The sequence below is a fragment of the Rhodococcus sp. IEGM 1351 genome (assembly GCF_030056875.1).
GTDB lineage: Bacteria > Actinomycetota > Actinomycetes > Mycobacteriales > Mycobacteriaceae > Rhodococcus_F > Rhodococcus_F opacus.
Genome location: NZ_JASHKU010000001.1, coordinates 331,532 through 356,764, shown reverse-complemented (window position 1 = coordinate 356,764; position 25,233 = coordinate 331,532). Strand labels below are relative to the sequence as shown.

Annotated in this window: 23 protein-coding genes; 5 read left to right on the top strand and 18 right to left on the bottom strand. The window is 68.5% G+C overall.

Translation table 11 applies throughout. The features are described 5' to 3' along the window. Window positions 1-29: 29 nt before the first annotated feature. From log to QM806_RS01695, 4 genes are read right to left on the bottom strand one after another with little or no spacing between them, the layout of a single operon-like run. A complete protein-coding gene (gene log / locus QM806_RS01710; RefSeq protein WP_043788732.1) occupies window positions 30-587 on the bottom strand; it encodes a cytokinin riboside 5'-monophosphate phosphoribohydrolase in 558 nt (185 codons plus the stop codon). Beyond that, window positions 587-1,384, bottom strand: a complete 798-nt coding sequence (locus tag QM806_RS01705) for an LOG family protein (RefSeq protein ID WP_005564607.1) — start codon at window positions 1,382-1,384, stop codon at window positions 587-589. The genes log and QM806_RS01705 overlap by 1 nt, the downstream gene beginning before the upstream one ends. Window positions 1,385-1,426: 42 nt before the next feature. Beyond that, the gene (gene dapE / locus QM806_RS01700; protein ID WP_169694976.1) at window positions 1,427-2,500 is read right to left on the bottom strand and encodes a succinyl-diaminopimelate desuccinylase; all 1,074 of its coding nucleotides are present in this window, start codon (window positions 2,498-2,500) and stop codon (window positions 1,427-1,429) included. Between the two features lie 41 nt (window positions 2,501-2,541). Further along, complete coding sequence (locus tag QM806_RS01695; protein WP_169694978.1) at window positions 2,542-3,495, bottom strand: SMP-30/gluconolactonase/LRE family protein; 954 nt, start codon at window positions 3,493-3,495, stop codon at window positions 2,542-2,544. Between the two features lie 140 nt (window positions 3,496-3,635). On the opposite strand from QM806_RS01695, the gene dapD reads away from it, so the two are divergent. Both dapD and QM806_RS01685 read left to right on the top strand, forming a co-directional pair. Continuing rightward, the gene (gene dapD / locus QM806_RS01690) at window positions 3,636-4,589 is read left to right on the top strand and encodes a 2,3,4,5-tetrahydropyridine-2,6-dicarboxylate N-succinyltransferase (protein ID WP_037206621.1); all 954 of its coding nucleotides are present in this window, start codon (window positions 3,636-3,638) and stop codon (window positions 4,587-4,589) included. A 4-nt stretch (window positions 4,590-4,593) separates the two neighbouring features. After that, on the top strand, window positions 4,594-5,985 hold the full coding sequence (locus QM806_RS01685) for an amino acid permease (RefSeq protein WP_005263042.1): 1,392 nt from the start codon (window positions 4,594-4,596) through the stop codon (window positions 5,983-5,985). A gap of 18 nt (window positions 5,986-6,003) precedes the next feature. Here QM806_RS01685 and QM806_RS01680 read toward each other — a convergent pair whose 3' ends face one another. The 8 genes from QM806_RS01680 to pruA all read right to left on the bottom strand — a co-directional run bounded on the left by QM806_RS01680 (window position 6,004) and on the right by pruA (window position 15,618). Then, window positions 6,004-6,417 (bottom strand): DUF1622 domain-containing protein, encoded by a 414-nt coding sequence (locus QM806_RS01680; protein WP_005263040.1) that lies wholly within the window; start codon window positions 6,415-6,417, stop codon window positions 6,004-6,006. A 70-nt stretch (window positions 6,418-6,487) separates the two neighbouring features. After that, on the bottom strand, window positions 6,488-8,134 hold the full coding sequence (locus QM806_RS01675; RefSeq protein ID WP_133986441.1) for a substrate-binding and VWA domain-containing protein: 1,647 nt from the start codon (window positions 8,132-8,134) through the stop codon (window positions 6,488-6,490). A gap of 151 nt (window positions 8,135-8,285) precedes the next feature. After that, a complete protein-coding gene (locus tag QM806_RS01670; protein ID WP_005263037.1) occupies window positions 8,286-9,524 on the bottom strand; it encodes a PucR family transcriptional regulator in 1,239 nt (412 codons plus the stop codon). A gap of 259 nt (window positions 9,525-9,783) precedes the next feature. Next, complete coding sequence (gene curA, locus QM806_RS01665) at window positions 9,784-10,824, bottom strand: NADPH-dependent curcumin/dihydrocurcumin reductase (protein WP_037206609.1); 1,041 nt, start codon at window positions 10,822-10,824, stop codon at window positions 9,784-9,786. 52 nt (window positions 10,825-10,876) lie between these two features. After that, window positions 10,877-12,277, bottom strand: coding sequence for an acyl-CoA synthetase (locus tag QM806_RS01660; protein WP_167117628.1), 1,401 nt, complete (start codon window positions 12,275-12,277; stop codon window positions 10,877-10,879). A gap of 12 nt (window positions 12,278-12,289) precedes the next feature. Then, window positions 12,290-12,949 (bottom strand): rhomboid family intramembrane serine protease, encoded by a 660-nt coding sequence (locus QM806_RS01655; RefSeq protein ID WP_169694982.1) that lies wholly within the window; start codon window positions 12,947-12,949, stop codon window positions 12,290-12,292. 54 nt (window positions 12,950-13,003) lie between these two features. After that, on the bottom strand, window positions 13,004-13,981 hold the full coding sequence (locus QM806_RS01650; RefSeq protein ID WP_005565396.1) for a proline dehydrogenase family protein: 978 nt from the start codon (window positions 13,979-13,981) through the stop codon (window positions 13,004-13,006). After that, complete coding sequence (pruA, locus tag QM806_RS01645; RefSeq protein ID WP_005263015.1) at window positions 13,978-15,618, bottom strand: L-glutamate gamma-semialdehyde dehydrogenase; 1,641 nt, start codon at window positions 15,616-15,618, stop codon at window positions 13,978-13,980. The genes QM806_RS01650 and pruA overlap by 4 nt, the downstream gene beginning before the upstream one ends. Window positions 15,619-15,774: 156 nt before the next feature. Between pruA and QM806_RS01640 the strand changes: the two genes are divergently transcribed. Then, window positions 15,775-16,365, top strand: coding sequence for a hypothetical protein (locus tag QM806_RS01640; RefSeq protein WP_005565397.1), 591 nt, complete (start codon window positions 15,775-15,777; stop codon window positions 16,363-16,365). 110 nt (window positions 16,366-16,475) lie between these two features. Here QM806_RS01640 and QM806_RS01635 read toward each other — a convergent pair whose 3' ends face one another. Further along, window positions 16,476-17,015 carry a helix-turn-helix domain-containing protein gene (locus QM806_RS01635; RefSeq protein WP_169694984.1) on the bottom strand — a complete coding sequence of 180 codons (540 nt, stop codon included), beginning with the start codon at window positions 17,013-17,015 and terminating at the stop codon, window positions 16,476-16,478. Between the two features lie 210 nt (window positions 17,016-17,225). Between QM806_RS01635 and QM806_RS01630 the strand changes: the two genes are divergently transcribed. Next, a complete protein-coding gene (locus QM806_RS01630; RefSeq protein ID WP_169694986.1) occupies window positions 17,226-18,347 on the top strand; it encodes a hypothetical protein in 1,122 nt (373 codons plus the stop codon). Window positions 18,348-18,596: 249 nt separating this feature from the next. On the opposite strand, the gene QM806_RS01625 is transcribed toward QM806_RS01630, so the two are convergent. Further along, entirely contained in the window at window positions 18,597-19,724 is a 1,128-nt protein-coding gene (locus QM806_RS01625; protein ID WP_054248248.1) for a flavin-containing monooxygenase, read from the bottom strand. 27 nt (window positions 19,725-19,751) lie between these two features. Next, window positions 19,752-20,771 carry a methyltransferase gene (locus tag QM806_RS01620; protein WP_169694988.1) on the bottom strand — a complete coding sequence of 340 codons (1,020 nt, stop codon included), beginning with the start codon at window positions 20,769-20,771 and terminating at the stop codon, window positions 19,752-19,754. 107 nt (window positions 20,772-20,878) lie between these two features. On the opposite strand from QM806_RS01620, the gene QM806_RS01615 reads away from it, so the two are divergent. Then, window positions 20,879-22,003 (top strand): helix-turn-helix transcriptional regulator, encoded by a 1,125-nt coding sequence (locus tag QM806_RS01615; protein WP_054248250.1) that lies wholly within the window; start codon window positions 20,879-20,881, stop codon window positions 22,001-22,003. 478 nt (window positions 22,004-22,481) lie between these two features. Here the strand turns inward: QM806_RS01615 and QM806_RS01610 are convergent, their stop codons facing one another. Genes QM806_RS01610 through QM806_RS01600 form a run of 3 tightly spaced genes read right to left on the bottom strand, consistent with a single transcriptional unit; the run spans window position 22,482 to window position 25,230 of the window. Next, on the bottom strand, window positions 22,482-23,240 hold the full coding sequence (locus tag QM806_RS01610; RefSeq protein WP_249344014.1) for an SDR family oxidoreductase: 759 nt from the start codon (window positions 23,238-23,240) through the stop codon (window positions 22,482-22,484). Between the two features lie 8 nt (window positions 23,241-23,248). Then, window positions 23,249-24,286 carry a 4-hydroxy-2-oxovalerate aldolase gene (gene dmpG / locus QM806_RS01605; protein WP_065490190.1) on the bottom strand — a complete coding sequence of 346 codons (1,038 nt, stop codon included), beginning with the start codon at window positions 24,284-24,286 and terminating at the stop codon, window positions 23,249-23,251. After that, window positions 24,283-25,230: an acetaldehyde dehydrogenase (acetylating) gene (locus QM806_RS01600; protein WP_169694990.1), complete on the bottom strand. Its 948-nt coding sequence runs from the start codon at window positions 25,228-25,230 to the stop codon at window positions 24,283-24,285. Before QM806_RS01600 ends, dmpG begins: the two co-directional genes overlap by 4 nt. Window positions 25,231-25,233: the final 3 nt, after the last annotated feature.

Genomic DNA, 25,233 nt, shown 5'->3' with positions numbered 1-25,233 from the left:
GTGCGCCACGACGCGGACCGGGCGGCGCCTCAGGAGACGCAGGCGTCCAGCGCCTCCCCGACATCGGCCCGGACGAGCAGCCTGTCGAGGGCGCGCTGCGCCACGAAACCGCCGCCCCGCAGCCCGTCCAGCCAGTCGAGCAGCCCGGTGTAGTGACCGTGCGGATCCAGCAGGACCACCGGCTTCTCGTGCATGCCGAGATAGCCCGCGGTCCACGTTTCGAACAGCTCCTCGAGCGTGCCGATACCGCCGGGCAGCGTCACGAACGCGTCGGCCCGGTCCTCCATGATCTGCTTGCGCTGACGCATGGTGTCGGTGACCACCAGCTCGTCGGCGTCGACGTCGGCGACTTCCCTGTGCACCAGAGCTTTCGGGATGACACCGACGGTTGTCGCCCCTGCCGCGCGGGCGGCCTCGGCCACCGCGCCCATCATCGAGACGTTGCCACCGCCGGACACGAGTTGCCAACCGCGCTTTCCGATTTCGGCACCCACCCGGGACGCGAGCTCCAGGAAGTGGTCGTCCACGGGGCCGGACGCACAGTAGACGCACACCGAGAACGGCTGCGGTGGAACAGTTTCCGGCATCACCACTGGTCCTCCGTCCCGAGCAGGGCAGCTTCGTCGACACCCTGCTGCGACCGTATGACGATCTGCACTGCTTCCTCCACGTCGTCCGTGACGTGCAAGAGATTGACGTCACCTTCCGAGATCTTGCCGCTGCGTTGGAGAGTTCCCCGCAACCAGTCCACCAGCCCGGACCAGTACTCGGTGCCGAACAGGACGATCGGGAATCTCGTGACCTTGCGCGTCTGCACCAGAGTCAGCGCCTCGAACAGTTCGTCGAGCGTCCCGAACCCGCCGGGCAGGCAGATGAACGCCTGCGAGTACTTCACGAACATCGTCTTGCGCGCGAAGAAGTAGCGGAAGTTGATGCCGAGGTCGACCCACTCGTTGAGGCCCTCCTCGAACGGCAGCTCGATGCCGAGGCCGATGGAGTAACCACCCGATTCGCTGGCGCCGCGGTTGGCCGCCTCCATGACGCCGGGGCCGCCGCCGGTCATGACGGCGTAGCCGGCCTCGGCCAGGCGGGCACCCAGCGCCCGTCCCGCCTCGTACTCCGGGTGGCCGTCCGGTGTGCGAGCGGAACCGAAGACGGTGACCGCGCGCGGCGCCTCGGCCAGGGCACCGAACCCCTCGACGAACTCGCTCTGGATCCGCAGTACGCGCCAGGGGTCGGTGTGCACCCAGTCGGTCGAGCCCCGCTCGTCGAGCAACCGCTCGTCGGTGGTGGTGTCGTCCTTGCGGGCGCGCCTCAACTGCACCGGACCCCGGTGCTTCACGGACGAGGACTTCCGGCCGTGAGTGTTCTTCTCGGGTGCCATGCGCCCCAGGCTAGCGGGTGGCCCGTTCGGGGCACCGGGCAGTCACGGGGCGCTCAGGTAGGCGCGCAGCACGGTCGTCACGTCGGTGATCTGCTGGACGGGCACGTGCTCGTCCCGCTTGTGTGCGAGGTTCGGATCGCCGGGACCGTAGTTGACGGCCGGGATGCCGAGGGCGGAGAACCGTGACACGTCGGTCCACCCGTACTTGGCGCGGAACTCGCCGCCCGCCGCCTCGATCAGGGCCGCGGCCGCGGGATCGCTCAGCCCGGGCAGGGCTCCCGGCGACAGGTCGGTGACCTCGAAACCCAGCTCGAGGCCGTCGAAGACCTCCCGCACGTGGTCGATGGCCTGCTCGGCGCTGCGGTCGGGGGCGAAGCGGAAGTTCACGTCCATCTCCGCCGCGTCGGGAACCACGTTTCCCGCGACCCCACCGGCGATCCGCACGGCGGACAACCCCTCCCGGTACACGCAGCCGTCGATGTCCACCGACCGCGCGGTGTAGTCCGACAGCCGCTGCAGAACCGGGGCGAAGCGGTGGATCGCGTTGTCGCCCAGCCACGATCTCGCGGAGTGCGCACGGGTGCCGCGGGTGGTCAGCGTCACCCGCAACGTGCCCTGGCACCCCGCCTCGATGAGGCCTCCGGTCGGCTCGCCGAGGATCGCGACGTCCGCGCGCAGCCAGTCGGGGTTCTCGCGTTCGATCCGTCCGAGCCCGTTGTGCACGGCTGCGATCTCCTCGCAGTCGTAGAACACCAGGGTCAGATCGTGCGCGAGGTTCCGGGTGGTGGCGGCGAGGTGCAGGAACACCGCGTCGCCCGACTTCATGTCGACCGTTCCGCATCCGTGCAGCAGATCGCCCTCACGCCGCGAGGGCACGTTGTCCGCGATCGGCACCGTGTCGAGGTGACCGGCGAGCATCACCCGGCTCGGCAGTCCCCGATCGGTCCGGGCGAGCACGGCGTTGCCGTTTCGGATGATCTCGAAACCGGTGGTCTGCTCCCGCAGCGCCGACTCGACGGCGGCGGCGATCGCCGACTCGTCGTGCGAGACGCTCGGGATGTCCACCAGGGCGGCGGTGAGGTCGATGGGATCGGCGTGGAGGTCGAGTGGGCTCACCCGTCCACCCTAAGCCGACCCGTCCGCCCGCTCGGGCGTTGCTACCCGTCGAAGCCGCCCGGGATCTCGTAGATCGCACCGTCGAAACCGATGCGGAACAGCCGTCCCGCCGAGAAGCCGCCGGACCCCTGCCCGTAGACGACCATGCTCGACGTCGGCAGACCGGACGCCAGCATGCAGTACCGCCCCGGCGAGTCGAGGCGCCAGATCTCGCCGCGCACATTGGCCGGGACCACCGGACGGCCTCTCGAGTCCAGGGCCAGACCGTCGGGTGCGGCGAAGGTGTCGAGACCGGACAGGTCGAGGATGCTCTCGGGCGCTCCGGGGTTCGAGAGCGGGATCCGGCTCACGCCCGGATTCACGAACGTCCGCGACACGTAGAGGTACCGATCGTCCGCGCCGAGCACCGCCCCGTTGGCGCTGGGCAGCGTCGCCCAGTTGGGTTCCACCCGCCCGTCGGGGAACACCCGCCCGATCTGGGTTCCGAAGTCGTTGGTGGCGTATGCCGTTCCGTCGGCGGCGACATCGAGTCCGTTCGCCGCGCTCAGGCCCGAAACGAACGGGGTGAGCACGTTGGTCGCGGTGTTCAGCTTCGCGATCGCACCCGGACGCAGGATGTCGCCGAGGAACACGCGGGCGTCCGCGCCGTACCCCACCAGCAGTGAACCGTCCGACGCCCAGGCCAGCGCCCCGGCCCCGCCGTCCGGCACCGTCGCGACCGGGACCGCGGGGGCTCCCGGGGCGTCGAGGCGGAACACCCGCCCGCTCAGAAGGTCCGTCGTGTAAAGGCGGCCGCCGCCGTCCACGGCGACTCCCTCGAGCGCCGCTCCCGGCACCCGCCCGACGAGGACCGGTGCCTGGCCGGCGCCCGGGCACACCGGAGCGGCGGACGCGGTCTGCGGCGCCACCACCGACACGGCCCCGGCGAGCAGCGCACCCGCGGCCACGGCCCGGACGCCTCCTCCGATGAATCGACCCCAGTGCGACATGCGCATTCCCACGACCTTTCCCGGTGTGTCCCACGTGCCCCGTGCATGGTCCCCCACATCGCCGGAACCCGCTCGGTTTCGATTCGATCACGCCCGATAACGACCGCTGGGAATGCCCGAGTAATGAGGCAGTAACCTTTACTGCCGTGAGCACACAGGGAGCATCAGCAGTAGGCATCGCCAACGTGACCGTCGGCGGCACGGTCCTCGACACCTGGTTCCCGGCGCCCGAGCTGGGAAACTTCGACGACGCGGGCACCGTGCGGATCGAGGGTGGCGACATCCCCTCCGATCTGGCACTTCTCGCCGGACCCGACGAGGCGCGTGAGGTCGACCAGGTCGTGGTGCGCACCACCATCGCCGACCTGTCGGCGCCGCCGGTCGACGCCCACGACGCCTACCTGCGCCTTCACCTCCTCTCGCATCGCCTCGTGACCCCGCACGGCGTCAACCTCGACGGTCTGTTCGGATTGCTGTCCAACGTGGTGTGGACCAACTTCGGTCCCTGTGCGGTCGAGGGCTTCGAGAAGGTGCGGTCGCGTCTGCGCATCCGCGGCGTGGTCACCGTGTTCGGTGTCGACAAGTTCCCGCGCATGGTCGACTACGTCGTGCCGTCCGGCGTCCGCATCGCCGACGCCGACCGCGTCCGCCTCGGCGCCCACCTGGCAAGCGGCACCACCGTGATGCACGAGGGCTTCGTCAACTTCAACGCCGGCACGCTCGGCAACTCCATGGTCGAAGGCCGTATCTCCGCGGGCGTCGTCGTCGACGACGGATCCGACGTGGGCGGCGGTGCGTCGATCATGGGCACCCTGTCCGGTGGCGGCAAGGAGACCATCTCCGTCGGCAAGCGCTGCCTGCTCGGCGCCAACGCCGGTCTCGGCATCTCGCTCGGCGACGACTGCGTCCTCGAGGCCGGCCTGTACGTGACCGCCGGCACCAAGGTCACCGGGCCGGACGGCACCGTCGTGAAGGCCAAGGAACTCAACGGCCAGTCCAACCTGCTGTTCCGTCGCAACTCCGTGTCGGGAGCCGTCGAGGTCGTGCCGTGGAAGGGCACCGGCGTGGAACTGAACGCCGCTCTGCACGCAAACGACTGACCCGGTGAGCGGTACGCGAACACCCGGCACCGTGAGCGATTCGACCAGCACCCTGGGCCGGGGCCTGAAGGTCCGTCACCTCACGATGATGGGCCTCGGTTCCGCGATCGGTGCCGGACTGTTCCTCGGCACCGGTGTCGGCATCGCGACCGCCGGTCCCGCCGTCCTCGTCTCCTACCTTCTCGCCGGCATCATCGTCGTCTTCGTGATGCGGATGCTCGGCGAGATGGGAGCGGCGATCCCCGCCAGCGGATCCTTCTCGCACTACGCGCGGATCGGCATCGGCGAGTGGGCCGGATTCGTGATGGGCTGGCTCTACTGGTTCATGCTGATCATGGTGCTCGGCGCCGAGATCACCGGCGCCTCCGGCATCGTGAGCGGCTGGCTGCCCGGCGTGCCGCAGTGGGTCGTCGCCCTCGTGTTCGTGATCTTCTTCGCGGCCGTCAACCTCGCGAAGGTCAGCAACTTCGGCGAGTTCGAGTTCTGGTTCGCCGCCATCAAGGTCACCGTCATCATCGCGTTCCTGGTGATCGGCGTGCTGCTGGTGTTCGGCCTGCTGCCGGACACCGAACCGGTGGGCACCACCAACCTCTTCGGCCACGGCGGCTTCATGCCGGAAGGCTTCGCCGGTGTCGCCGCGGGACTGCTGGTGGTGGCGTTCGCCTTCGGCGGCATCGAGATCGTGACCATCGCCGCCGCCGAATCCGAGGATCCCGAGCGGTCGATCGCCGTGGCGGTGCGCAGCGTCGTCTGGCGTATCAGCGTCTTCTACCTCGGTTCGATCTCGATCATGGTCCTCGTCCTTCCCTGGGATTCCTCGGACCTCAAGAGCGGACCGTTCGTGGCCGTCCTCAACCAGGCGCACATCCCGTACGTGGCCGGGTTCATGGAACTGGTGGTCGTGGTCGCGTTGTTGTCGGCGTTCAACGCCAACATCTACGGCACGTCGCGGATGGCGTACTCGCTGTCCCGGCGCGGCGACGGTCCCGCGTTCATGGCCCGGATCTCGAATTCCGGGGTACCCCTCAATGCGGTGTTGCTGTCGGTGTTCTTCGGTTTCGTCAGCGTCCTGCTCAACTGGTGGCTGCCGGACGACCTCCTGGGACTTCTCCTGAACGCCGTCGGTTCGGCGCTCCTGGTCATCTGGATTTTCATCGTCGTCTCGCATCTGAGACTGCGCCCGCGGCTCGAACGCGAGGGCAAGCTGACCGTGCGGATGTGGCTGTTCCCGTGGCTCAGCTACGTCACGCTCGCAATGCTCGCCGGTTTCGTCGTGCTCATGCTCTTCGACACCGACGCCCGCACCCAGCTGATCTCGACGTGCGTCCTGTTCCTCGCGATCGCGGCGCTCGGTGTGCTCAACACCCGGCTGCGCAAGCGGTCGCAGACGGTGTGACCGGTTCGGGCCGGCGACTCACCGGCCCGAACTCGACTCCTGCCCCGCGGACGAGCGCGCCGCATGGGCGAGCACCTGCGGTCCGGTCACGAACGCCTTCCGCCACGGTGCGACACCGTCGATTTCGATCTCGATGGACAGGCTCAGCACGGTGCGGATCAGCACGATCACTCCCAGGACGGCGGCATCGGTCAGTGACGGTGTCGACGTGACCGTCTTGACGATGTCTGCCGCGACGAGCAATTCCAGGCCGAGCAGGATCGCGCCCCCGAGCGACTCCCTCAGGGTCTTGAACGCCTGAGTGCCGTCTCCGGTCCGCTTCCACGCGCGCACCGCGAGGAAGAAGGCGAAGAGGAACCCGACAATCATCGCGAGGACACCGAGCACTTCGAACACTTCGGTTGCGAGTTCGAAGAACCTGACAGTGTCCATGGTGTGAGTGTTCCTGTTCGGGACGGTGTTCGCAGTCGAGCCCGGTCGTTCCAAGCATCACGCCAGGCGTCTAGCTCCGACCGCGGGCGGCCAACGCGTTGACGAACACGTTGGCGATGTCGGCGGGATCCTTCGCGACGTAGCTCGATCCTCCGGTCACCCGCGAGATCTCGGCGAGCGTGGCCGCGTCCGCGTCGTCGGTGATGCCGATCGTCACGATGATGACGGGCCGGGCCGGATCCGTCTCACGCTGCAGGATGCTCAGGAGCTGTTCCTTCGTGATGGAGTCCGGATCCTCGTTGGCGCCGTCGGTCAGGATGATCACACTGTTCACAGCGCGCGGGTCGTACGTCTCCTGCACCGTCCGGAACGCGGCGAGCGTCGTGTCGTACAGACCGGTGCCGCCGCCGATCAGCGCGTCGACCTTCCCCGCCTGCTGCGCCATCAGCTGGCGCTGCGTGAGACCGTCGACCACCGTGTCGTAGCGGCGGATCGGGACCATCTCCTTGTAGTCCTGCGGTCCCCCACCGAGGCCCTGCGAGAACGCCCACAACCCCGCCGACACGCTGTCCGGGAACATCGCATTGCCGGCGAGTGCGGCATCGACCGTGAGATCCATGCGCGACCGGCTGCCTGCGGGGGTCTCCATCGACCCCGACACGTCGATCGCGACGAGCGTGCGAATGGGTAGTGCCATCAACGCCCACCCGCCGAGGGCGTCCTGTAGTGCCGACTCGTCCTCGAGCGCGAGCTTGGTGACCCTGCCGACACCGCGGCCGTCGGCCAGTGGACTCCCGTCGGGTCCGCGGAATCCGTGCTCCGCGAGGACCGCGCGGGCCTCCTCGCCACCGAGAACCGCGGCGACGGCACGTGCCACCTGGGTGGCCTTGTAGTGCCGGTCGGGGGCCGGCGACGTGACGACGAGCGGGAAGTTCATGAAGTTGCTGCCCGTCGGGGGCACCGTCGCGGTGAGCGTGCGCGCGCCGTCACCGTCGGAAAAGTCGAGCACGGACTGTTCGGTGGCCACGGCAACTCCGCCGTTGTCGACGACGCCCTGCAGCATCTCCTCGCCGACGGGCTCGTCCGCGGTGCGTGCACTCTCCTCCTGCGCGAGCGGGACCAGCGCCGCCCGCACCGTCCCCGCGGACACGGGATCGGCCTGGCCCTCGGCGAGTGCCGCGTTTATCGGAGCCTGCGCCACCCCGGTCACGAGGGGGTTGCCCAGCTGGATGTCCTTGATCTGGAGGGCCGCGAGCCACGTCGGCGCCGTGGGGGCGTCCGCCTCGCGGGACGCCAGGACAACGGGCGACGATGCGATCGAACCCGACATCACCTCGACCGGACCGGCTGCGGTGAGTGCCGCCTTGCCCACCCAGGCGCCGGTGTCGGGGATCCAGAGATCCGGGGCGTCGGTCCCCTTGCCGAGCCGTCCCGCGATGTCGCCGGACGTCGCGCCGCTGACAGCGACGTTCGCGCAGCCCAGGTCGGTGTCCTTCGCCTCGCCGAGAATGCGGTTCAGAGCGGGCACGATGCTCGGGTCGGCGGCGAGCGTGTAGTCGGTGACCTGATCGCAGTCGTCGGCCCAGGAGCGCACCGCCTGAACGACGACGACCACGGAGGCCACGAGCCCGATCACGACAGCGGCGCACACCGCGTAGAACCCGGGCGAGCGACCACCGCGCTCCTGCCCCGCGCTCGAATGACGCCCTCCGGCCATCGTCTGCCTCCCTAACATTTCGGTCACGAGACGACCACCGACACACCCGGACCGAATATGATCCGCCCCACATCGTAGCGAACGGTGCAGCGTACGATGCTGCGCTAGTGACGGGGCGGTGCCCTCTTCCGCCTCGGGGGCGACCAGCGAGTCAGCGCTCGGGTTGTGCGACCTCGAGCCGGCGGGCGACGAGCGCGGCCTGGATCTGCCGCAGCCCGGACGGGCGGGTCGGATCGCAGCCCGTCAGCTGCGCCACCCGCTTGAGCCGGTAGTCCACCGTATTGGTGTGAAGGTGCATCTGCTTCGCGGTGCGCTGCCGATTGAGATCGTGGCCGATGTGCACCTCGAGCGTTTCGATCAGTTCGGGTGAGCCCTGCAACGGCTCGAGGAGCCGCGCCAGGTGGCTTCTGCCCGGTCCGGGCCGGGTGAGCTGGTATTCGAGCGCCAGATCGTCCATCTCGTAGAGACCCGGTTCCAGCGCCAGCTGATGGGCGAGGTCGAGGAGTTCGTGGACCTGGTCGGCAGCCGCGGGGATACCGGCGGTGCGAACCCGGGTTGCCGTGGCGGTGAGCGGAACTCCGGCGGCCGCTCCGATGCGGTCGAGCAGGGACACCATCCAGGCCCGCTCGGGTGAGCCGGGCAGCAACAGCGTTCCACCGTCCGGGCTCAGCGAACAGAGGGCGGCACCACCCGCGGCGTCCGCGAGCTCGATCTGCAACCGGCGGAGCTTCTGCCGGGCGACGACGGTTTTGCGCCGGTGTGTCACGGCCTCGGTGGGATGCGACGGAATCGACAGTCCCAGCACCACGTACTCGTCGGCCAGCTCCACGCCCGCGTGCCGCGCGGCGGTCGCCGCCTTTCTGCCGCTGAGCAGCGCCGTGACGAGATTGACCGCGGCACCGTCACGTTCGCTGTTGACGGCTTCGAGTTCCTCCACGTAGCTGGTCGTGGCGGCGACGGTCACGCATTCGAGGAGGCTGAACATCACCTTCTGGATGACCAGGAGTTCGGGCAGGTCTTCCTCGCGGGCGTTCGAGGCGACGAGGTCGCCGGCCTCCTGGATACCTTCGTGCAGGATGCGGAGTACGAGCTTCAACGGGAATCCCTCGCGGGCCCAGCGCGCGGAACTGTTGCGCACCTCTGCGAGGTCCTCGTCCGTCGGGCTGATGCCCTCGTCGAGCATCTGGATACCGAGGCCGAGGCAGACGATCGTGAAATCCATGACGTCGCTCTGCAGCTGTTCGCCGGGAAGCGAACCGCACGGGGTCACGTTGTCGGCGAAATGCCGGACCAGTTTCTGCGCGACCGTCAGTGTGTCGCGCAGCGGGGCGGAGGCGGGCCTGCCGTCGACGAGGATCTGCGAACCCGGCCCCGAACTATGATTCGTCATAGATCTGATCACTCCAATATGTGGATGACACCGAACTCCCGCACCATCGACATCACGAAAACATAACGAGGGTTCGCTTCTGTCACCGTTGTATCACGACAGAGCCCTGTCCAGGGCGAATACGGGTGATCCGACGTGGACGGCCGTCGTCCGGTCCCGTGTCCGGCGGCGAATCGACCGCCGGTCGAGTCTCGGCTCCGGGCCGAGCGGGGCCCTCCCGGCATCCCCGCGGGTGTGAGGTGCCACAGACCGGGGTGTGTCAGTTCTCCTCGGCGACCCGGACCACCAGCTTGCCGAAGTTGCTGCCCCGGAGGAGGCCGATGAACGCCGCAGGCGCATTCTCGAGCCCGTCGACGATGTCCTCGCGGTAGGCGAATCGGCCCTCTCGGATCCACCCGGACACATCACGCTGGAAGTCCGCGTACATCTCGGAGACGAACTCGCGCTGGATGAATCCGCGGATCGTGAGGCTCTTGACCAGCACCCGGGTGAAGAATCCCGGCAGCCGATCCGGCCCCTCGGGGGCCTCCGTGTCGTTGTACTGCGCGATCAAGCCGCACACGGGAACTCGCGCATACAGGTTGAGCAGCGGCAGCACTGCCGCGGCCACCGCACCGCCGACGTTCTCGAAGTACACGTCGATGCCGTCGGGACACGCGGCGCGCAGTTCCTCGGCGAAGTTCGGGGACCGGTGGTCGACGGCGGCGTCGAATCCGAGTTCGTCCAGCAGGTAGGCACACTTCTCCGGTCCGCCTGCGATCCCGACGGCACGGGCGCCCTTCAGTTTCGCGATCTGCCCCACCGCCGAGCCGACCGGACCACTGGCCGCCGCGACGACCACCGTCTCACCCGCCTTCGGTTGCCCGATCTTCAACAGGCCGGAGTACGCGGTGAAGCCCGGCATGCCGAGAACTCCGACGGCGGTCGACAGCGGCGCGGCGTCGCGGTCGAGTGTGCGGAGTTGGTTGCCGTCGACCACGGCGTGCGACTGCCAGCCCGCATACCCGAGAACGTAGTCACCAGTTGCGAAATCCGGGTGCCGGGAATCGACCACCTGCCCGACGGTGCCACCGACCATGACCTCGTCGATCTCGACCGGGTCGGCGTAGGACTCCGCCGCACTCATCCGGCCGCGCATGTACGGGTCGAGGGACAGGTAGATGACGCGGACCAGCACCTGACCGTCGGCGGGTTCGGGCAGGTTCACCGCCTCGAGCCGGAAGTTGTCGGCGGTCGGCGCACCGTCCGGCCGTGACGCGAGGACGATTCGGGTGCTCTGAACGATGCTCTCCACACTCACTGTGCGCCTGCCAATCCGTGTCGGGCCGGTATCGTTCGCCAGCCTACCGATTTCAGAACAGTTGCTTCTTCTGCACCTTGCCCATCGCATTGCGCGGAAGCGACTCGACCACCCGGATCTCGCGGGGCCGCTTGTGCACCGACAGTTCGGTGGCCACATGCTCGATCAGCTCGGATTCCGACACATCGTCCCCCACCACGAACGCCACGAGCCGCTGCCCGAGGTCCGGGTCGGGAACGCCGACCACCGCGGCTTCCCGCACACTCGGGTGGCCGAGGAGAGAGGTCTCCACCTCCCCCGCCCCGACCCGGAATCCGCCCGACTTGATGAGGTCCGTGGATTCGCGGCCGACGATGCGGTGGAACCCGTCCGGGTCGATGACGGCGACGTCGCCGGTCTTGAAGAAGCCGTCGTCCGTGAAGGATTCGGCCGTCGCGTCGGGCCGGCCCAGATAGCCGTCGAAGAGCATCGGGCCCCGCACCTGCAGACCGCCGATGGATTCGCCGTCGTGGGGGACGTCGCCGCCGCGCTCGTCGCGCAGCCGGGTCTCGACGCCGCGGACCGGCACACCGACCCACCCCGGGCGACGCTCGCCGTCGGCCCGGGTGCTGAGCGTGAGCATCGTCTCGCTCATGCCGTACCGCTCGATCGGTGCGAGCCCGGTCAGCTCGTGCAGCTTCTCGAACACCGGCACGGGCAACGGGGCGCTGCCCGACACCAGCAGTCGCGCACCCGACAGCGCGCGCGCCGACTCGGGGTCGTCGGCGATGCGACTCCACACCGTGGGAACACCGAAGTACATCGTTCCCCGTGCCGCGGCGTAGGCCGCCGGGGTGGGCTTGACCGTGTGGACGAGACGGCTGCCGATACGCAACGGTCCCAGCACACCGAGGATGAGACCGTGGACGTGGAACAGCGGAAGTCCCTGCACCAGTGTGTCGTTGCCGGTCCACTGCCAGGCGTCCGCGAGGGCATCGAGGCCGGCGGCGATGGCCTTCCTGCTGATCAGGACCCCCTTGGGCGGCCCCGTGGTGCCGGAGGTGTAGAGCACGAACGCGATGTCCGACTCGGGCGGCTCCGGGTAGCTGTGCCACGACCGGGCGTGGACGCGGACCGGAACGACGGGCAGGCCCGCCGCGTCCGCGGGCGCCTCGCCCAGCCACGCCTGCGCGCCGGAATCGCGCAGGATGTGCTCGAGTTCGGCGGGGCCGGAATCGGGCGGCACCGGCACCGCGGTCACCCCGGCGATGAGGCAGCCCACGACGGCGAGGACGGTGGTGACGGTGGGGGTGGCGAGGATCGCGACCCGATCCGCGCGTGCCACACGTTCGGCCACGGACGTCGCCGCACCGAGCACGTCGCCGCGCGACAGGGTGGTGTCGCCGATCCGGATGGCGTCGGGAATGTCGTCGCCCTGGGCGACGGCCAGAGGGTTCAGAGATCGCAGCAGCACACGGTCAGCTTCTCACAGGGCCCGGACGCGGTCCGGTGGGTCTCCCGGTGGCGGACTGACGGTGGCCAGCGCCGCGCCCAGCAGCGCCCCGGTCAGAACAGCCAGTCCGTGGGCGTCGTCGACGACCACCAGCAGGACACCGGCGACGACGATGCCGCCGCTCGCGGCGAGTGCTCGCCGCTCCTTGGACTGCATCACCACCAGACCGGCGAGGGACGCGGCCAGCGCGAGCGTGGCACCCGAGTTGCCCGCGCCGGGCGACGGGAACAGGAACGCGGTGAACAGGCCGAAGATGATCTGGCTCGCCACGAACAGCAGTACGGCCCGCGCTCCACCCCAGACCCGGACCGCGAGCGGGGCCACCCAGGCGAGAACGAGCAGATTCACCACGGTTCCGGCCAGTCCCCCGTCCTGCACCGCAACCGAGGTGACGATCCGCCACCACTGGTGGTCCCGGATCTGGGTGGGGTCACGCTCGAGGGCGTCGAGGACTGCGGGGACGACGAACTGCAGCAGCGACGGCACCGCGATCAGCAACCACAACACCACCGCGGTGCGCGGCGGACGGGTGAGCCGGACCTCGCCGATGCGCGTCGAACCGAGCAGCGTCGCGAGTACGAGAACGACCGCTAAGAGGACCGCGCTGGTCCATCCCGCGCCAGAAGTCGTCACCGCGAAACTCTACAACGGCGCGCCCTCGCGGGAACCGAACCGCGACTGCACCGGTCAGTCCCGGGTGACCACCGAGCGCAGGAAGAACCGCAGGTTCGAGGGACGCTCGGCCAGCCGCCGCATGAAGTACGCGTACCACTGACTTCCGTAAGGCACGTACACCCGAACCTGCTTGTCCTCGTTCGCGAGCCGACGCTGCTCGACGTCCCGGATCCCGAACAGCATCTGGTGCTCGTAGGCGTCCGCGGCGCGGCCGGTGCGCCCGACCAGCGGGGCGACCGCGTCGATGACGGCCGGATCGTGCGAGGCCACCATCGGGTACCCGGATCCGTCCATCAGGATCCCGAGGCAGCGCAGATACGACGCGTCCACGGCGGCGCGGTCCTGGAAAGCCACGGACTCGGGTTCCCGGTACGCCCCCTTGCAGAGCCGGACTCTCGAACCGGGGCCGGCGAGGGCACGGCAGTCGTCCTCGGTGCGTCGCAGGTACGACTGCACCACCGCACCGAGCCAGGGGTAGTCGCTGCGGAGTTCACGCACGATCGCCAGCGTCGAATCGGTGGTCGTGTGGTCTTCGGCGTCCACGGTCACCCACACCCCGGCCGCCTCCGCGGCGGCGCAGATCGTGCGGGCGTTGTCGGTGGCGATCCTGCGACCGTCGCCGGCGAGTGCCAGCCCGAGCGCCGACAGTTTCATCGACACCTCGAGGCGGCGAACACCCGAAGTCCCTTCCGCGGCTTCCGGTAGCGCTCCGAGATCGGCTACGAGCGCCAGATATTCGTCGACCGTCGCCTGGGCTCCGGCCGCGTCACGCGTGTCCTCACCGAGGAAGTCGATCGACACCGACCGGCCCGAATCGAGGATCTCCCGGACGGTCGCGAGCGCCGACTCCCGGTTCTCCCCGGCGACGAAGCGGTCGACGAGTTTCCGTGTGACGGGGGCGCCGGTGACCGCCCGTTTGACGCGGGACGACCGGGCCGCCGCGAGGATCGCCGGGCGCAACGGATTCGCCAGAACCGTGGGCGCTTTCATTCCGACCCCATGTGCGGATATCGGTAATCGGTGGCGGGGACGAACGTCTCCTTGATGGTGCGGGCCGACACCCACCGCAGCAGGTTGAGCTTGGACCCGGCCTTGTCGTTCGTGCCCGAGGCGCGGGCCCCACCGAACGGCTGTTGCCCGACGACGGCACCGGTCGGCTTGTCGTTGACGTAGAAGTTTCCGGCGGTGAACCGGAGAGCAGACGTTGCCTGCTCGACGGCCTGGCGGTCGTCGGCGATCACCGCACCGGTCAGCGCGTACGGGGCCGCCGAGTCGACCGTGGCGAGCACGTCGGCGAACGCGTTCGGCGCCGAGTCGTCGTACACGTGCACCGTCAGGATCGGACCGAAGTACTCGGTGGTCATCGCCTCGTCGGCCGGGTCGTCGGCGAGGAGCACGGTGGGGCGGACGAAGTAGCCGACGCTGTCGTCGTACTTGCCGCCGACGGCGATCTCGAGGCCAGTAGCGCTGCGGGCGCGTTCGATGGCCGCGACGTTCTTGTCGTACGCACGCCGGTCGATGAGGGCACCGCCGAAATTCTCCAGATCCGTCACGTCACCGTAGGTGAGGGCGTCGACTTCCGCGGTGAACGTGTCCCGCATCCGCCGCCACAGCGACTTCGGGACGTACGCACGGGAAGCGGCCGAACACTTCTGGCCTTGGTATTCGAACGCGCCGCGGATCAGCGCCGTTCGCAACACGTCCTCGTCGGCCGACGCATGCGCGACCACGAAGTCCTTCCCGCCGGTCTCCCCCACCAGCCGGGGGTAGCCGGCGTACTTCCCGATGTTCGCGCCCACCTCGCTCCACAGATGCTGGAACGTCCGGGTCGACCCGGTGAAGTGGATACCCGCGAGGCGAGGATCGCTCAGCAGCACCTCCGAGACCGCCTGCCCGCTGCCGGTGAGCAGATTGATCACACCCGGAGGCATTCCCGCAGCCTCGAGCAGCTTGATGGTCCAGTACGCGGCGACGGTCTGCGTCGACGACGGCTTCCAGATCACCGTGTTGCCCATCAACGCGGGCGCGGTCGGCAGGTTGCCCGCGATCGCGCTGAAGTTGAACGGCGTGATGGCGTAGACGAAGCCCTCGAGCGGACGGTATTCGAGCCGGTTCCACACACCCGGTGAGGAGATCGGCTGATCGGCGAGGATCTGGCGGGCGAAGTGAACGTTGAAGCGCCAGAAGTCGATCAGCTCGCACGGCGCGTCGATCTCCGCCTGCTGAACCGACTTCGACTGGCCGAGCATCGTCGCCGCGGCGAGCGTCTCGCGCCACGGCCCGGACAGCAGGTCGGCGGCGCGCAGGATGACCGCGGCCCGGTCGTCGAACGAGAGGGCCCGCCAGTGCGGTGCCGCGGCCGTGGCCGCCTCGACCGCCGCCGACGCGTCGTCGTGGGTGGCGCTGCGCAGTGTGCCGAGCACGGCGGCGTGCCGGTGGGGTTGCACGACGTCGACGCGCTCGCCGTTGCCGTGCCGGTGTTTCCCGCCGATCACGTGCGGGATGTCGACGGGATTGGTGGCGATGTCGGTGAGTGCCGATTGCACTCGGGAACGTTCGGGACTGCCCGGCGCGTACGTGTGGACCGGCTCGTTGGTGGGCACCGGAACCTGGGTGATGGCGTCCATGCTGCCTGCCTCCTGCCCTCAGATCGTGAGGAACTGTGACCGGGACCGCGGGCGGACGGGGACACCCGTCCGAGCGGAACCCTTGAGCCCAGGTTAGCGCCGGATGGGGGTACTCATCCGGTTTTGACGCGCGGGTCGGCTGGCTACCATCGGCACATGGCCGAACGGAATCGCGTGTCACCCCGATCCGAGGTCGTCGCCATTCCACTCCGTGGCCGGTTCATGGGGAACCGGGGCTGCCTGCACCGCGGGCACACCGTCGTGCGCAACCATTCCGGCAAGCGGTGGATCATCTGCGTCACCGACTACCCGGCCCGCACCGTCGCCCAGTGGAGCGAGGGCCATTACACGGTTCTGTTCTTCCACGACGAGGCGGTGGCCCTCGCGGCCGGGCACCGGCCGTGCGCCCTGTGCCGACGCGAGCGGTACAACGACTTTCGCGCCGCCTGGCAGTCGGCACACGGGGGCGGGCAGCCCGGCGCGGACGAGATGGACGCCCGGTTGCACGCGGAACGGCTGGTCGGTTCCCACCAGCGCACGCACGAGGCCCCGTGGTCGTCGTTGCCCGACGGCGCCTTCGCGCTGTTCGACGGCGGCCCCGCCCTCGTGCTGGGTGAGACCGTCGTTTCGTGGTCGGCCGAGGGATACGGGACTCCGGCGAACCGGCCGACCGGCACCGCCACCGTCCTGACACCGCCGCCCACCGTCGCCGTCCTCGCAGCCGGCTACCACCCGGACGTCGCGTAAGACTGGTGGTGTGCGGTATTCGAAAGGTGCGGTATTCCTCCACCGTGGCACGTGGGTCAGCCCGGCGCATCTCATGCGTGGCCCTGGCATAAGCGATCCGGTGTGACCGTCTACCCTGCGGCCGAGAGCCATCGTTGAACCGGCTCAGTCAGGTTGCCGTTCTTCGCTTGCTCGGCGAGTGTGCCGGCGAGGATGGGCCCGTCGCCGCAAATGCTGCAGGCGACATCGAATGAAGGTTGCCCGGGTTCGCAATGCCGACAGTGGTGACGGCTGGCGACTGTCCCTCGGTGGTCGGGATCGGCGTGGAGCCAGGCCACCGCGAGGTCCGCAGTTTGGTGCGCTACCTCGGCGCGAGTGGTGGGTTCATGTCCACAGGTCGGGCACGTCCGAGACGTCGGCAGCGGTGCAGGTGGATCGGCGACTACGGTGATCTCCTGCGTAATCGGCGCGATGTCCACGCGCTTGTTCAAATGCCCATACACCGTGGTGCGCGGCACTTTCAGCATGCCCGCCATCTGCGCGACGGTGTGTTCCCCCGCGTCGTACAGGCGTTGAGCGAGTTCGATCTGGTCCGAGCTGAGCTTCGAGGGCCGGCCACCCTTCCGGCCGCGGGCACGGGCGGCGGCCAGGCCGTCGCCGGTGTTAACCATGACCGGCCTGACGGCAGTGACGTTGTCGCCACCATCGACCCGGGCGGTTCGATTGTGACCAACCGCGGGGTGTTAGAAGTCGCACCTGAGGTGTCCGTTTGTTCACCCTAGGGCTGGTGCACCTTCCGGTGCGTGAGGACGAGGGTTGTCCGCAACCACGAGGGTGTTCCCAACCGAAGGGATGCTCCAGACGATAGAAGAAGAATCCCAATGACCGAGCCAGGAATACCCTGGGCAACAATCATCGAGAAACTGCGGTACGGGCAGATGACCGTGGCCGAAGCTGCCGCAGCGGCGAACACCACCGTCGCGACAGTCGAGGCGGAGCTTCAGACAGCAGCTTTCCTCGGAAAGCACGGCCCCGAAGCTGCGCAGATGGCCGAGAAGTTCTTTGAGATGCGCAAGTTCGTAGACGCTAAGAACGCCGCCCAGGCCGCTCGGGCGGTCCAGACACTCAGCCGGGGCGCCAGGCTCGCCAATAGTGCCGCCCAGGCGGCCCGACCCTTTGGTGTCGTGAAGAGGGCTCGGGAGGCACGGCTGCTCCTTGGCCTCAGCGGGCCCGCTGTGGTTCTCCTTGTCGTCGGCATCGCCGCGATCGGCCTGATCGGTGCCGTTTACGTGAACTACGGGAACACCCCGGTCCAACCCGGCCCGAAGATGTTGAACCGCCCGGCCGCCCAGATCGAGGCGCCCGATCCGGGGAGCGAGGTGGCCGCCCCGGTCGAGCCCGCACCGGGTCCGGAAGTGCCTCCTGAATCCGTATCCGATCCGCCCGCGCCCGCGCCGGTTCCCGTACCGGCTGCTGCGCCGGCGCCGCCAGCTCCCCCTGCCCCCGGCCCCGCAAATTCTGCACCCGGTGATCTACCTGCTGAGATCCCCGATCCTCCGGCGGATCCCGCGGCGGCGGCTCCTCCGGTGCCCATACCGGCCCCGGTGATAGCACCCGTCCCAGTGCCCTCGGCCACCGAACCGGGCCATGACGGGACGGCACCCGCGCCGCTCGCCCAGCCAGTTCCCGCACCCCCGGTCGAGGCCGCTCCCGAGCCCCCAACGCAGGGCCCTGTCCAAGGAGGGGTAGCGCCACCGCTCGTTGCACCGGCTCCGGTGCAACCGATGGCGGGCACGGACCAACACGGTGCGACGGATCCCGGCACCACCTACGGCGGGACGGACCCCGGCACCACCTACGGCGGGACGGACCCCGGCACCACCTACGGCGGGACAGATCCCGGAACCTATGGCGCGACGGACCCCGTGAATCCGGGCTACAACTACACCCCGGAGTGTTCTACGCCCGAGAAACCCTCCCCGGTGTATTGCGGCGGGTTTTAGCCCCGACGGCGACATCCCCGAGCCTTACCCAAGGTTCGGGGATGTCGCATATGCGGCCAGGGTGCCGTTCAGGATTGCGCGGTTCCCCCCAGCGCCCAAAAACGGCTGCGCACGTCGCACAGCACGGAGAGGCTGGCGAGGTTTGCCGCCGCAGGTGGTATTCGGTGCGGTGGTCAGGGTTCTGGTCTGCGCTGGAGACCCGTGCGTAGCCAGCGCCGGGGCAGGGCGGGAGAATCCTACCGCCGACGCTCACCGCAGTTCCCGCGCGATCGCTCGGGCCGCGCGGCGAGCCTGCTTCGCCGCGAACCCGATCTGCGACGGCCTGGGCACGAACCCGATGAAACGCAACCTCTCGGCGGCCGGCTTTTCACCGGTGGCGTGCGGCCAACCTCGCTCGTCCAGTACGCCGAGGTGCCCGACCAGCTTTTCGAGTTCCTGGCGGAACCCCGTCGCGCAGACCATCGCCTCCGGGTCGATTCGCACACCGTCCACCAGCCACACGCTGTCCGCGTCGAGTGACTCGACTCCGCGAACGACCTCGATGGACCTGTCTCGGATCGCGGCGATGAGCTCCTTGTCGACGATCGCCGGTGCCACGCCGAGGCGGGCGCTGCGGGCGAAGATCCCCTCGTCGGGGATCGGTAATCCGAACTCGCGCAGGTCGCCGATGCTCCTCTCCCGGCCGAACCGAGCGATTGCGTCCGCGATAGGGACCGGGGCATGGTAGAGCGGCGTCGCGATGAAGTCTCCCGGCATGCCACCAGGTCCCTGGCGGAGCATGATGTTCGGCGACGTGCGAGCCGAAAGCCAGACCTTTGCCGCGCCTCCGGTGGCGAGGTCGTAGGCAATTTCCATGCCCGAGCAGCCCGCTCCCACCACGAGGACCCGTTTCCCGTTGTACTGCGAGGGATTCCGGTACTGCGAGGAATGAACCAGTGCACCCCGCCAGTCCCCGCGTCCGGGCCAGTCCGGGACGAAGGGCTCATGATCGAAGCCGGTCGCGACCACCACCTCGGCAGCGTCGACCGAACCGGCAGCGGTGGTCAACCGCCAGTGCCCGTCCGTTAGGTCGAGCCGTTCCACCGGGCAGCCCAGGCGCAGCTCGATCCCGTCCGCACGTGCGTGCCGCTCGAGATGCTCGATCACCTGTTCCCGCGTGGGAAAGGTCGGTGTGCCCTTGGGGTAGGGGCGGTTCGGCAGGTGGGAGAACTGCCTGCCGGTGTTCAGTCGCAGCCGGTCATAACGAGAGTGCCACGACGAACCGACTTGGTCGGCTCGGTCGATCAGCAACGGGTTGATGCCACGGTCGGCGAGGGCCACCGCCGCCGCGACCCCGGAGGTGCCGGCACCGACGATTGCGACTTGATGCTCGCTCATCGTGTGCTCCTTGGGTGTTGTCTTGTTTCATGCGGTTTCGGCGACAATGACGCTCATCGGGCCGGTGAGCGAGCGATGGTCGCGGTAGCGCCAGCCAGTGTCCTGCAGCCAGGCGATGCCTTCGCCGACGCTGTAGACGTCGCCGTGTTCGAGGTGGACCGCGAATTCGCCCGCCATCAGGGCGGCCGCGACCGGCTGGGTGTGGGTGGGGTCGGTCCAGAAGTCGGCAATCAGCAGCGTGGCGCCGGGTGCGGCGACGTCGCGAATGCGTTGTAGCAGCGCACGATTCTGCTCCGGCGACCAGTAATGCACCAGGTTCGCGACCAGGAAGGCGTCATATCCGGCGGGCAGCGGGTCGGCCATCGCGTCGCCGGCGCATACGTCGATTCGCCCCTCCAGCCCGACCGACGCGATGCGGTCCTGCGCGGTCTGGGCAACCGCCGGCAGCTCGAACACGGTCGCGCTCAGTTGCGGGCAGTGGCGCGCCACCGCGATGGACCAGGAGCCGGTGCCGCCGCCGATGTCGAGGAGTCGATGACTGCCGGACAGATCGACCGTGTCCGGCAGGGCGAGCGAGGGGCCGGCCGAAAACGCCTCGACACCGATCGAGGCGATGGGTTGCAGGGCGGCGTCGAGGTCGAAGATCTGGCGTTTCGGCCCGCGGGCGAGTGCGCCGGCCAGGTCTTCCCACGCCGGGAAGCTGATCTTGTCCCAGAACCGCAGCAGCGGACGCAGGTCGGCGGGCGATCCGCCGGCGAGGAACGCGGCCGCCGTCTCGGTATTGACATACTGTTCGCCGCGGCGTTCGAGCATACCCAGCGCGATCATGGCGTCGGCGCTGATCCGGGTGGCTCGGGCAGTAAGCCCGGTGCGGGCGGCCAGGCCATGCAGGTCGGTGGGGCCCTCGCCCAACGCCTCGAACAAACCGAGTTCGCTGGCGGCGAAGAGGTGTTTGGCGGCCATGAACCCGGACGCCAGCTGCATGATCGGCTCCGGGTTAGGCAGGTCGTGGTCGGTTTCGGCGGAGGTATGGGCTGTCATCGTCATGAAACCAGCGTCGTCGTTGTCGGTTCTGCGTCATATCCCTGAATCCTGGGGAATTCACCCAGATTTCTGGGGTAGGCAGCCCTAACCTGCTGCGATACACTTCGGACATGGCACAGAGCTTGCTGCCACGCGTCCGCGATCAAATCTCGCGTGCCGCCGCCGACCAGCTGGACTGGGTGGGGTACAGCGCGCGAATGAGCGAGGCCCTGCGCACGGTGATCCCACATGACCGCTGCTGCTGGCACACCGTCGACCCGGGCACCATCCTGTTCACCGGCAGCGTCAACCGGAACGTTGGGTGCTCCGGATCCTGGTTGGCGCACTACGAATACGAGGTCGAGGACGTCGACAAGTGGGCGTTTCTTGCGCACAGTGGCCGCCTGGCGGGTGCACTTAGTCTGGATACCCACGGAGATTTGTCCCGCAGTGCACGGCACCGTTCGCACGAGGCGTACGGAATCGGCGACGAGCTGCGGGTCTCCCTGGTGTCGGACGGGGTCTATTGGGGTGCAGCGGCATTCCTGCGCGATGCGGGCGCGCCGTGGTACACCGCCGAGCACGTCCGCGCAATCGCCGCGCTGGCGCCCGCGCTCGCGACCGGTCTGCGACGTTCGATGCTCCACGAGGTCGAGGCCGCCGTGACGACCGTGGACTACGGCCCCGGCGTGGTGGTCTTCGACGCCGCGGGCAACCCGGAATCGGTCTCACCCGCCGCGGAACGCTGGATCGACGAAATTGTCGAGGTCCCGGCGCCTTCGACGCCGTTCGAATCGAAGGTCGTGCAGGCCATCGCGGCCCGGGCGCGGGCGATCGAACCGGGCACCGATCCGCTGGAACTTGCCGCGCGCTCGCGAGTACGCACGCGATCCGGCGCCTGGCTGTTGCTGTACGGGACCAGGCTTTCCGGCGTCGAAGACGGACGCACCGCCGTCATCATCCAACCCGCGACGCCGCATGAGATCGCGCCCGTCATTGCCATGGCCTACGGACTGTCCCAACGCGAATGCCATCTCACTGCGCTGTGCATCCAAGGGCGATCGACAAGGGAGATGGCGCACGCAATGTCGTTATCCGTCTACACAATTCAAGACCACATGAAGTCGATCTTCGACAAGACCGGGGTGCGCAGCCGCGGGGAACTGGTGGGGCAGATATTCCTCGAGCACTACGCGCCACGCTGGGAGCTTGCGGCATCCCCGCCATCCGGATGGTGGGCGAAGGGCATCAACTGAAGTCGCCGAACTCTCAGCTGTGCGTATCTGCTTCACGGCCAATGGCGCGCCAACCAAGAAGGTTCACCGCCCGAACCATCTCTCCTTCCACGACGCCGGCGCTCACCGACAGTTTGCCGTCGACCAGGAAGATGCCCCTCGCACATTCTGTCGCCGCCGCAGCGAACGGAGGTGGCCCCGATTCCCTCCGTTCGTCCTGCAAGCCCAATCCCAATTCACACGACCAACGGCGGCTCCGCGAGTCCGGCAGGCAACGCCATATAAAGCCTCGAAATCAATGCCACTTATCGCCGTGAGTCACAGCCATCAGCTTGTCGAAAAGTGCAGTGGGCTAGGGTTTTCGACATAGTTTCTCGACACAGGTTTTCGACACCTCCGACGTGCCGAATCCGCCGGTCAGAGGCGGTGTCGAAAAAGGATCGGTTTTCGACAGTGGGGTCGCGATCGGGTGCTGGGGCAGTCCTCGCCTGTCACGCCGTTACAGCCGGTTGCCGTTGGTGGCGTCGATGACCTGCCCGGTGATCGCACCGGCGGCGTCGCTGGCGAGAAAGGCCACGACCGCGGCGATGTCGTCCGGGGTGGCGAGTTTCCGCAGCGCGGTGGTGGACGCGGCGGTTGTGCGGGCATGGTCGTCACCGCGAAGCCAGTGCGCGTTCATGTCGGTGTCGAGGGCGGCGGGCGCCACGGCGTTGACGGTGATGCCTCGTTCGCCGACGTCTACCGCGAGGGCGCGGGTGAACACCTCGATCGCCCCCTTGGTCATGGCGTAGCTGATGACGTCGGGTCTGGCGTAGCGGGCGGATCCGGAGGAAATGTTGACGATGCGGCCGCCGTCGCGCATGCGGGGCAGGGCATGCTGAGTCACGAAGAACGGGGCTCGCTGGTTGAGCGCGACCAGACGGTCGAAATCCTCAACAGTGACGCGCTCGAGCGCTCCGCGTCGATTGACCCCGGCGTTGTTGACGAGGATGTCGAGCCCCCGGTCGAGCCCGAGACCGTCGAGCGCGGAGTCGAACTCCCGCATCAGCGCTTCGGGCCCCTCGGGTCGGGACAGGTCGGCCTGAACGGCGGCCGCGAGATGCCCGGCAGCCGTAATGCTGTCAACCACCGCAGCAGCGGCCACGTGGTCGGATCCGTAGTGAACGATCACGGCGACGCCGGAGGCGGCCACCGCATGTGCGATGGCCGCCCCGATGCCGCGGCTGCCCCCGGTGACCAGGGCGACCCGTCGGCCCATGTGCATTCCTACTGACGAGCCGCGAGGTCGAGGGCGATGTCGGTGATGAGGTCTTCCTGGCCGCCGACCAGTCCGCGTTCGCCGACGGCGAGCAAGATCTGCCGGGTGTCGAGCCCGTACTGTTTGGCGGCCGTTTCGGCGTGCCGCAGGAAGCTCGAGTACACGCCGGCGTAGCCGAGGGTGAGGGTTTCCCGGTCGACCTGCACCGCACGGTCCTGCAGGGGTCGGACGACGTCGTCGGCGGCGTCCTGGAGGGCGAACAGGTCGCAATTGTGCTTCCAGCCGTGCAGGTCGGAGACGGCAACGAACGGTTCGATCGGGCAGTTGCCGGCACCGGCGCCGTGCCCGGCGAGGGAGGCGTCGACCCGGGTGACGCCCTCTTCGACCGCCACAACGGAGTTGGCGACCGACAGAGACAGGTTCTGGTGGGCGTGGATGCCGATCTGGGTCTCGGCGTCGAGGATGTCGCGGTAGGCGCGGACCCGTTGGCGGACACCGTCCATCGTGAGCCGGCCGCCGGAGTCGGTGACGTACACGCAGTGCGCGCCGTAGGACTCCATCAGTTTGGCCTGCTCCGCCAACTGCTGCGGTTCGGCGAGATGGGACATCATCAGGAAACCGGAGACGTCCATGCCGAGTTCGCGGGCGGTGCTGATGTGCTGGGCGGAGACGTCGGCCTCGGTGCAGTGGGTGGCCACCCGCACCGACTGGACGCCCAGGGCGTGGGCGCGTTTGAGTTCGGCGACGGTCCCGATGCCGGGGAGCAGCAGGGTGGTGAGCTTGGCGCGGTGCACCACCGCGGCGGCGGCCTCGATCCATTCCCAGTCGGTGTTACTGCCCGGCCCGTAGGTCAACGAGTGCCCGGCCAGGCCGTCGCCGTGGGAGACCTCGATGGCGTCGACGCCAGCGCTGTCGAGGGCGCCGGCGATGACGGCGACGTTCTCGGGGGTGATGTGGTGGCGGGTGGCGTGCATGCCGTCGCGGAGGGTGACGTCCTGAATGTAGAGGGTGACGCCGTCGTCGGCGGTCGGGGTGGTGGTGCTCATCGTACGATCTCCAATGCTGCGCGCTCGGCCAGCTTTTCGGCGACCTGGAGCGCTGCGGATGTCATGATGTCGAGGTTTCCGGCGTAGGCGGGCAGGTAGTGGGCGGCGCCTTCGACCTCGAGGAACACCGACAGCTTCCACACCGGTGAGCCGATATCGGCGCCGCCGGTGAGGGTGGCGACCGTGTCGGCGCCGCCGAGCTCGGTGAACTGCACGTCCTGCTTGAGCCGGTAGCCGGGTACGTAGGCGGCCACCGTGGCGACCATGTCGGTGATCGACTGGCGGATTGCGTCCTGGTCGGGGTTGCTGACCAGGGCGAGGACGGTGTCGCGCATGATCAGCGGCGGGTCGGCGGGGTTGAGGACGATGATCGCCTTGCCGTGCGCGGCGCCGCCGACCTCCTCGATGGCCTTCGCGGTGGTTTCGGTGAACTCGTCGATGTTCGCCCGGGTACCGGGGCCGGCGGACTTCGACGCGATCGAGGCGACGATCTCCGCGTAGTGCACGTCGGTGACCTTGGAGATCGCGGCCACGATCGGGATGGTGGCCTGTCCCCCGCAGGTCACCATGTTCACGTCGGGGGCACCCAGGTGCTGGTCGAGGTTGACCGCGGGCACCACGTAGGGTCCGATGGCGGCGGGGGTGAGATCGATCAGGTGCTTGCCGTAGGGGCGCAATGCTTCTGCGTTGGTCAGGTGCGCCTTGGCGGAGGTGGAGTCGAAGATGATTTCGATGTCGTCGAACTCGGGGTGCTCGATCAGCCCCTGCACCCCGGTGTCGACGGTACTGATGCCCAGGCGGCGGGCCCGTGCGAGTCCGTCGGAGGCCGGGTCGATGCCGACGAGGACGGCGATCTCGACGTTCTTCGCGATCCGCTTGAGCTTGATGACCAGGTCGGTTCCGATGTTTCCGGATCCGATGACCGCTACTTTGGTGGTGCTCATGGG

What these genes read in the sequence shown, in the direction of transcription:
- QM806_RS01650 (WP_005565396.1), bottom strand. Translation starts at nt 13,981, where the DNA reads ATGAAAGCGCCCACGGTTCTGGCGAATCCGTTGCGCCCGGCGATCCTC.
- QM806_RS01705 (WP_005564607.1), bottom strand. Translation starts at nt 1,384, where the DNA reads ATGGCACCCGAGAAGAACACTCACGGCCGGAAGTCCTCGTCCGTGAAG.
- QM806_RS01600 (WP_169694990.1), bottom strand. Translation starts at nt 25,230, where the DNA reads ATGAGCACCACCAAAGTAGCGGTCATCGGATCCGGAAACATCGGAACC.
- QM806_RS01680 (WP_005263040.1), bottom strand. Translation starts at nt 6,417, where the DNA reads ATGGACACTGTCAGGTTCTTCGAACTCGCAACCGAAGTGTTCGAAGTG.
- QM806_RS01670 (WP_005263037.1), bottom strand. Translation starts at nt 9,524, where the DNA reads ATGACGAATCATAGTTCGGGGCCGGGTTCGCAGATCCTCGTCGACGGC.
- log (WP_043788732.1), bottom strand. Translation starts at nt 587, where the DNA reads ATGCCGGAAACTGTTCCACCGCAGCCGTTCTCGGTGTGCGTCTACTGT.
- QM806_RS01695 (WP_169694978.1), bottom strand. Translation starts at nt 3,495, where the DNA reads ATGCGCATGTCGCACTGGGGTCGATTCATCGGAGGAGGCGTCCGGGCC.
- QM806_RS01615 (WP_054248250.1), top strand. Translation starts at nt 20,879, where the DNA reads ATGGCACAGAGCTTGCTGCCACGCGTCCGCGATCAAATCTCGCGTGCC.
- QM806_RS01610 (WP_249344014.1), bottom strand. Translation starts at nt 23,240, where the DNA reads ATGGGCCGACGGGTCGCCCTGGTCACCGGGGGCAGCCGCGGCATCGGG.
- pruA (WP_005263015.1), bottom strand. Translation starts at nt 15,618, where the DNA reads ATGGACGCCATCACCCAGGTTCCGGTGCCCACCAACGAGCCGGTCCAC.
- QM806_RS01620 (WP_169694988.1), bottom strand. Translation starts at nt 20,771, where the DNA reads ATGACGATGACAGCCCATACCTCCGCCGAAACCGACCACGACCTGCCT.
- QM806_RS01630 (WP_169694986.1), top strand. Translation starts at nt 17,226, where the DNA reads ATGACCGAGCCAGGAATACCCTGGGCAACAATCATCGAGAAACTGCGG.
- QM806_RS01675 (WP_133986441.1), bottom strand. Translation starts at nt 8,134, where the DNA reads ATGGCCGGAGGGCGTCATTCGAGCGCGGGGCAGGAGCGCGGTGGTCGC.
- QM806_RS01640 (WP_005565397.1), top strand. Translation starts at nt 15,775, where the DNA reads ATGGCCGAACGGAATCGCGTGTCACCCCGATCCGAGGTCGTCGCCATT.
- dmpG (WP_065490190.1), bottom strand. Translation starts at nt 24,286, where the DNA reads ATGAGCACCACCACCCCGACCGCCGACGACGGCGTCACCCTCTACATT.
- QM806_RS01625 (WP_054248248.1), bottom strand. Translation starts at nt 19,724, where the DNA reads ATGAGCGAGCATCAAGTCGCAATCGTCGGTGCCGGCACCTCCGGGGTC.
- QM806_RS01635 (WP_169694984.1), bottom strand. Translation starts at nt 17,015, where the DNA reads ATGGTTAACACCGGCGACGGCCTGGCCGCCGCCCGTGCCCGCGGCCGG.